1 protein-coding gene is annotated in these 547 nt (G+C 51.6%); it reads right to left on the bottom strand.

What is annotated here, in order from left to right:
* Nucleotides 1-333: 333 nt before the first annotated feature.
* Nucleotides 334-547: hypothetical protein (locus ACSHZY_RS18930; RefSeq protein ID WP_435171779.1), on the bottom strand; the 214-nt coding region annotated here is incomplete at its 5' end.

The raw sequence follows: 547 nt of genomic DNA, 5'->3' as shown, positions 1-547 counted from the left end.
GCCGTGTAGCCGCGCAGCACGTCCAGCGCCGCCTCCGCCTCGGCCCGCGTCGGAGGAAGATCAGCACGAATGTTCATCGGAAAAACACCTTCGGGTGACGCCAAGTCCAAGACCCTGCCACAAGTCTGTTGATAAAAAGTTAACACATGCTCCGTAAAGCCGTTCTCATCTCACGCAATTGATCATCTTCCTCAAGAAGACGCATTCCTCGGGTATTGTCTTGCCATGCCTCCATTGCAGGGACGAGTGCACTAAGGGCTTTGCAGCAGATCTAATCCTCCGCGACCTGTTTCACTTCCAAACCAGCCTATCAACGCTTGAAGTCGTGGAATGCTATCGGGAGTTCTGCTTGCCCAAGTGATTAGAATGCGTTTGAATCAAAATCGAGCGAACGTATATCAGCTTCCGGAAGCTGATGAAACAGATGCCTTGCTGTAAAGCTTGAGAAAGCCGTGCATCAAGTTGATGGCCTAGGTGTTCTATCCCGGCATCTTCTGGATCGGGTTCAGGATGAATATGTCCGGCTCTTCTGTCCAGATCTTGCAGA

The organism is Falsirhodobacter sp. 1013, assembly GCF_051195255.1.
GTDB lineage: Bacteria > Pseudomonadota > Alphaproteobacteria > Rhodobacterales > Rhodobacteraceae > Falsirhodobacter.
Note: the sequence above shows the minus strand (reverse complement) of the source record. Positions and strands in the feature narration are given on the sequence as shown.